Below are 6720 nucleotides of genomic sequence, written 5' to 3'. Positions count from 1 at the left end.
GTCGATCGTGATGCGGCCGCCCGACACGTCGTACAGGCGCTGGATCAGCTTGATGAACGTCGTCTTGCCCGACCCCGAATGACCGACGAGGCCCACGCGTTCGCCGGGCGCGATCCGCATCGAGAAATCGTCGTACAGCGGCACCGGATGGTTGCCGTAGCGGAACGTCACGTGCTCGAAGCGGATCTCGCCTTGCCCGATCCGGATCGCCGGCGCCCCGGGACGATCGTCGATGCCGAGCGGCTGGCGTTCGAGCGCGACGAGTTCCTCCATGTCGTTCACCGAGCGCTGCAGGTTGCGGATGTGCATGCCGACGTCGCGCAGGTAACCCTGCAGCATGAAGAACATCGTCAGCGCGAACGCGATGTCGCCGACGCTCGCTTCGTCGTTCATCCACAGCCGCAGCGCGACGCCGATCATCGCGGCCTGCATCGCGACCAGCATCGCCCCCTGCAGCCCGCCGTTGAACGTGCCGCGCACCCACGTGCGGCGCGTGCGCTGCCGCCACTTGTCGATCACGCGTGCGAGCCGCGCTTCCTCGCGCGTTTCCGCGCCGAACGCCTTGACGACCGCGTTGCAGCTCACGGCGTCGGCGAGCGCGCCGCCCATGCGCGTATCCCACAGGTTGCCGAGCCGCGCGGCCGGCGCGACGATGCCGAGCGACACCGCGACCGTCACCGCGATGTACAGCAGCGAACCCGCGCCGACGACGAGCCCCATCACGGGCCAGTGGGTGCCGAGCAGCACGGTCGCGCCGACCAGCATCGCGACCGACGGCAGCAGCGCGATCAGCACGGTGTCGTTGAGCAGGTCGAGCGCCCAGATCCCGCGCGTGATCTTGCGCACGGTCGAGCCCGCGAAGCTGTTCGCGTGCCAGTCGGTCGAGAAGCGCTGCACGCGGTGGAACGACGCGGCGGCGATCTCGCTCATCATCTTCAGCGTGAGCGTGATGATGTTCAGGTAGACGCCCTGGCGCAGCACCGTCGCGCCGATGCCGAGCGCGGCGAGCGTGCCGAACGCGACGAGGGCCGAGTGCCACGCGGCGGCGCGGTCGGTCAGGCCGGTCGACAGCGCGTCGACGAGGCGGCCGGCGAACAGCGGCGTGAGGACGTCGGCGAGCGCGGCGAGCAGCGCGAGGCTCGCGACCGTGGCGATGCGCGCCGGCTGCTTGCGCCAGTAACGGATGGTGAAGCCGAAGACGGCCTGGAATGCCTGGCCGCCCAGATGGGAGGTTTTTCTGGTCATGTATCGTTGCCCGGCGCATCGCGCGACGGGACTTTCCGGTTCGGAGAACGTCGAAAACGCAACAGCCGGGCCGCGCGAAACACGCGGGCGGAGCGAAACGGGCTGTCGGGAAAAGCGCGGCTGACGGGTTAGAGGAAAACTCGGGAGCCGGCGCGGACGGCGGGCTGGATCAGCTGCGCCGCGAGACCACGTTCGGGAAGGTGGCTGGCATTCGGAACATCTGCACCTCCCTGAAGTGAACGGTTGAATGAAAGGACGCCGAAAAGACGTGCTGCGATTTTATCAGGAGTGTCACGCGCGCCGCAACGTCTGACGAATGCGGCGTTGCAGCGTCGATACGGTTAGTATTCAGGGTTTTGGCCCCTTTTCGCGTACGTTCGACGTGGCGGCTGGGGGCCGGGGGCCGGTGGGCGCATCGATTACACTTGCGCGTCCGCGGCGCGCGACGATGCGGCCCGCACAGATTCACTCCGAACCATTCCCGAGGAAACGATGAGCGACGTTCAGCAAGGCATCCTGGCTCCGATCGATACGGCAGCCCGATACCTCACTTTCACGATGTCGAATGACGGCAATATCGCCGCGGCGCTGGCCGCGCTGCGCGAGATCGTCGACGGACGCGACACGGTCGTCGGGTTCGGACACGCGCTGGCCGCCTGGCTCGGGCATTCGGTGCCGGGCCTGACCGAGTACCCGGCGTTCGCGGTGAACGACCGCACGCTGCCGAGGACGCCGGCCGACGTGTGGGTCTGGCTGCGCTCGGACGACCGCGGCGAGATCGTACTGCGCGCGCGGGAGATCGAACGCGCGCTCGCGCCGGCGTTCACGCTGCAGGAGGCCGTCGACGGCTTCCGCTATTCGAACGATCGCGACCTGTCCGGCTACGAGGACGGCACCGAGAACCCGGAAGGCGACGACGCGGTGGCCGCGGCGATCGTGACGGGGCAGGGCGCGGGGCTCGACGGCTCGAGCTTCGTCGCGGTGCAGCAGTGGGTACACGACTTCGACCAGATGGAGCGCATTCCGTCGGGCGAGATGGATCACATCATCGGGCGCCGCCGTTCGGACAACGAGGAACTCGACGACGCACCCGAATTCGCGCACGTGAAGCGCACCGCGCAGGAAAGCTTCGAGCCCGAGGCGTTCATGCTGCGCCGTTCGTCGCCGTGGTCGGACACGCGCCGCGCGGGCCTGTACTTCGTCGCGTTCGGCTGCTCGTTCCGCGCGTTCGACGTGCAGATGCGCCGGATGAGCGGCGCGGAAGACGGCATCGTCGACGGCCTGTTCCGCTTCACGCGGCCGCTGACGGGCGCGTATTTCTGGTGCCCGCCGATGAAGGACGGCAAGCTGGACCTCGCCGCGCTGGGACTGTAAGCGTCGGGCGGGATCGATGAACGGGCGGGTCGCGCCGGATGCGCGGCCCGCCCGTTTCGTTTTTCAAGCTTTCAAGTGGCAGTGCGTATGGCCTGCCGCGTGCGTCAGTTCAACGTCGTTTCGATCCGCGTGCCGCGCTTGATGAACTGCGTCACCGGGGTTTTCTCGCAGATTTCCGTGAGACGCTGGCGTTGCGCGTCGTCGAGCGGGCCGTCGAGCGTCACGACGCGGCGCACGTACTGCACGCCTTCGCGATCGGCATGCAGTTCGGTGCGCACCGCGATGCGCGCGGCCGGCCACGTCTTGCGCTGCATGTACATACGCAGCGTCGCGGCCGTGCATTGCGCGAGCCCGGCGAGCACGAACTCGTACGGCGCCGGCCCGCGATCCTGGCCGCCTTCGCGCGGCGCTTCGTCGCCGGTCAGTGTGTGCGTGCCGGCCTGTAACTGGACGACGTAGTCGGGCGCATCGGCATCGAGGACGGCGGCGGCGTGGATGAGCGACATGGCGAGTCTCCGGTAAGCGGATCAGGGAAAGCGGGCGCCGGGTGGCGGCGTGCAGCCGTCAGCATACCGTCCCGGCCGCGCGGGCGTGCGCTGCGTGCTACGCGTCGGCGATGCCGGCGCTGCTGCGCACGAGCGTGGCGATGCGTTCGCGCACCCACTGATGTGCGCGATCGGTGTCGCGCGACTCGTGCCAGTACGCGAGCAGCGGGAACGGCTTGAGCCGCAGCGGCAGTGGCCGCACGACGATCGGCAGCAGCGCGGCCATGCGCAGCGCATAGGTGTGCGGCAGCGTGACGAGCAGGTTGCCGGCCGCGGCGATCTGGCAGGCGGCGAAATAGTGCTGGCAGGTGAGCCGGATGTCGCGGAAGCGTCCGTCGTTGCCGAGCAGGACGTCGAGCGATTGCGGCTCGCCGAGCGACGACACGGCGATATGCTGCGCCGCGAAATAGTCGCCGCGTCGCAGCGGGTCGTGCGCGAGCGGATGATCGCGGCGCAGCGCGACGACGAGCGAATCGTCGAGCAGGTGTTCGGTGGCGATGCGCGGGCCCGTCTGCACGCGACGGTCGACGACGAGATCGAGGTTGCCCGACGCGAGTTCGCGTTCGATGTCCGGTACCGCGATGCGGCGGCTGACGAGCCGGAGGCCCGGCGCTTCGTCGGCGAACGCGGCGACGATGCGCGGCAATGCGATGGATTCGAGCACGTCGCGAATGCCGACCGCGATACTCAGGTCGAGCGTCGCGGGATCGAAGGCGGACGGATCGCGTGCGGTACCTTGCAAGCCTTTCAGATGCAACTGCACGTCCGCGATGATCGACCGCGTGCGCTCGGTAGGCACCACACGGTTGCCCTGACGTACGAACAGCGGATCGTCGAAATGCGCGCGCAGCCGGTTGAGCGCATGCGTGACGGCCGGCTGCGTGAGATGCAGCGCACGGGCGGCCGCGCCGATGCCGCCGTGCACGTAGACGGCGTCGAGCACGCGAAACAGGTTCAGGTCGAGACGGTGATCGGCGGGCACGGAGCGCGGGCGGCGAGGTGAAGGACGGATCGATTCTAAAGGATGCGTGGGCAACCGATGCGCCGGTTGGCATGCGTGGCGATCGTGCGCGTTCGATGCGTGTCGATGCGTGTCGATGCCGTTCGCGCCAATACGCGAGCATCCGTTTGACCGATGCGCAACGCAATCGAACACGCATGTCATTACGCATGACGGCCGCAATAATCGGCCGCATCGCCTATGCATTTCCGTGCCGGCATACCAGCGGCGCACGCCAGCCTGTAGTAATCCGCCATCATGCTGTCCCGGTCGGCCATTTCGCGCCAAAGGCGCTACCCGTTCGGCTAAGATGCCGTCGCTTCATATTTCGGGATAGCCGTCCTGTCGCACGCATTCAAACCAAATATAAGCCTGACAGTTCGACGGTATTAGAAGAAGTCGAACGAGTCGGGGGCTTGGCCAGTGAATGCAGCAGATCAGCGGTGGGTCGTTATCTATTTGAGTACGGGGTTTTCGTTGGCCCAGGCCGCGCGCCTCGGCGAAGCCTTCAACCTGGCGAATCGCCTGCATGCGTACAGCGCGGATTACCAGCTCAAGTACGTATCCGAAAGCGGGGGACTGTTGCAGTCGTCGTCCGGCGTGCGCATCGCGGCCGAGCCGTTCGGCGACGAACATAGCCGCCGTGCGCGCGCGTTCTTTCATCTTCATGGCGAGCGCGCGGCCGTCAATTGGGACGACGCATTGCAGCGGCGCCTGTCCGACATTCGCCAGCATGCGCGCTGGATCGTCGATGCGATGGAGTTGCCCGCGCTCGCCGCCACGCGGCGGCCGTCGTCGTCAATCGACGTGCGGCCCGGCCGGGCCGGGCGCCGCGCCACCACGACGATCGAATTGCAGGCCGGCGAGACCGACGTGTTCGCCGCCGCGCTCGACATGTTTCGCGTCGACCTCGGCGACGGCGCCGCGCAGGAGATCGCCAGCAACATGATGCGGCCGGTCGAGCAGCGCTACGCGCAGTCGATGTGGGCGTTTCGCGAACTGAGCGCGAGCCCGTCGATCCGGATGTCCGCGCAGCGGTTGCGTGCGCAGAGCGTGAACCGCATCTCGATCGCGAACGCCGCGCAGGCGGCCGCGATGAGCGAGCGCAATTTCCTGCGGCGCTTCAAGAAGGAAATCGGCGTGACGCCGACCGAGTTCGTCCAGCACGTGCGGCTCGAGCGGGCGTGCCACATGCTGATCCATACGACGCTGCCGGCCGACAAGGTCGCGCGGCGCACCGGCTTCGGCAGCGGCGAGCGGCTCGCGAAGCTGTTTCGTCAGCGGCTGTTGATGTCGCCGACCGAATTTCGCGTCGCCGAGCGGGAAAAGATCCTCGCGCACGGCGCGGCGTCGCCCGATCCTGACGAACGGCTTGCCGCCGCGTGTTGCGACGGCGACGGGGCGGATTGCGACGCCTGCGTGGCCGCGCGCGGGAAAACGGGACGGATACCCGTAAAATCGACGGATCGCGATCTCGATTCCCGGTTTCCATGCCCTTCCTCCCCACTACCGCCACCGCCCCTTTCTGCCCGTCGGAAGTAAAGGGCAGCATCACGATCGACGCCGCCGCGCCGCGCTGGCAGAAGCTCAGGCGTTTCTTCGGCCCCGGCCTGCTGGTCGCGATCGGCTACATGGACCCCGGCAACTGGGCGACGGATATCCAGGCCGGCTCGCAGTTCGGCTATTCGCTGCTGTGGGTCGTCGCGTTCTCGAGCCTTGCGGCGATCTTCCTGCAGATGCTCGCGGCGCGGCTCGGCCTCGTCGCGGGCAAGGATCTCGCCCAGGCGAGCTACGAGCGCTACGGCCGGTTCGGCCGCGTCGTGCAGTGGATCACCGCCGAAGTGTCGATCATCGCGTGCGACATCGCGGAGGTGCTCGGTTGCGCGCTCGCGTTCAAGCTGCTGCTCGGCGTGCCGCTCGCGTGGGGCGTCGTGCTCACCGCGCTCGACACGGTGATCGTGCTCGGCCTGCAGGGCAAGGGCTTCCGGCAGATCGAGGCGATCGTGCTCGGGCTGATCGCGACGATGGCGTTCTGCTTCGTCGCGCAGGTGGCGATCACGCCGCCCGACTGGCATGCGGTGGTGGGCGGCCTCGTGCCGGGCGACCCGGGCCACGACCGCAAGGATGCGATCGTGCTCGCGCTCGGCATCGTCGGCGCGACGATCATGCCGCACAACCTGTACCTGCATTCGTCGGTCGTGCAGACGCGGCACGTCGTCGGCGGCGCGCGCGGGGTGATCCGCGACACGCTGGCGCTCGTGCGCATCGATACCTGCGTGTCGCTGTTCGTCGCGATGCTCGTCAATGCGGCGATCCTCGTCGTCGCGGGCGCGGCATTCCATGCGACGGGCCAGCACAACGTGACCGACATCGAGCAGGCGTACCGGCTGATCACACCGATCGCGGGCGGCGCGGCCGCGCTGTTGTTCGGCATCGCGCTGCTCGCGTCGGGGCAAAGCTCGACGCTGACCGGCACGATCGCCGGCCAGGTCATCATGGACGGCTTCCTGCATACGAAGATCCCGTGCTACCAGCGCCGGCTGATCACGCGCGGGC

General features: G+C 67.9%; 6 protein-coding genes. 3 read left to right on the top strand and 3 right to left on the bottom strand.

Features of this window, described 5'->3' with window-relative positions; all coding sequences use genetic code 11:
* Positions 1–1245: ABC transporter ATP-binding protein (locus tag JMF90_RS17870; protein WP_201325277.1), on the bottom strand; the 1245-nt coding region annotated here is incomplete at its 3' end.
* Between the two features lie 492 nt (positions 1246–1737).
* On the opposite strand from JMF90_RS17870, the gene JMF90_RS17865 reads away from it, so the two are divergent.
* Entirely contained in the window at positions 1738–2619 is an 882-nt protein-coding gene (locus JMF90_RS17865; protein ID WP_011548218.1) for a Dyp-type peroxidase, read from the top strand.
* A gap of 104 nt (positions 2620–2723) precedes the next feature.
* Here JMF90_RS17865 and JMF90_RS17860 read toward each other — a convergent pair whose 3' ends face one another.
* Positions 2724–3125: an OsmC family protein gene (locus JMF90_RS17860; RefSeq protein WP_011548217.1), complete on the bottom strand. Its 402-nt coding sequence runs from the start codon at positions 3123–3125 to the stop codon at positions 2724–2726.
* A gap of 97 nt (positions 3126–3222) precedes the next feature.
* Positions 3223–4146: a LysR family transcriptional regulator gene (locus JMF90_RS17855; RefSeq protein ID WP_011548216.1), complete on the bottom strand. Its 924-nt coding sequence runs from the start codon at positions 4144–4146 to the stop codon at positions 3223–3225.
* 495 nt (positions 4147–4641) lie between these two features.
* On the opposite strand from JMF90_RS17855, the gene JMF90_RS17850 reads away from it, so the two are divergent.
* Complete coding sequence (locus tag JMF90_RS17850; protein WP_034196433.1) at positions 4642–5706, top strand: helix-turn-helix domain-containing protein; 1065 nt, start codon at positions 4642–4644, stop codon at positions 5704–5706.
* Positions 5655–6720 (top strand): Nramp family divalent metal transporter (locus JMF90_RS17845; RefSeq protein ID WP_201325276.1); only part of this gene is annotated, 1066 nt, incomplete at its 3' end. The genes JMF90_RS17850 and JMF90_RS17845, both read left to right, overlap by 52 nt.

This window comes from Burkholderia sp. E168m23, assembly GCF_016586125.1.
Taxonomy (GTDB): domain Bacteria; phylum Pseudomonadota; class Gammaproteobacteria; order Burkholderiales; family Burkholderiaceae; genus Burkholderia; species Burkholderia orbicola.
The sequence above is the reverse complement of the archived record's forward strand: the minus strand, read 5'-3'. Positions and strand labels throughout refer to the sequence as shown.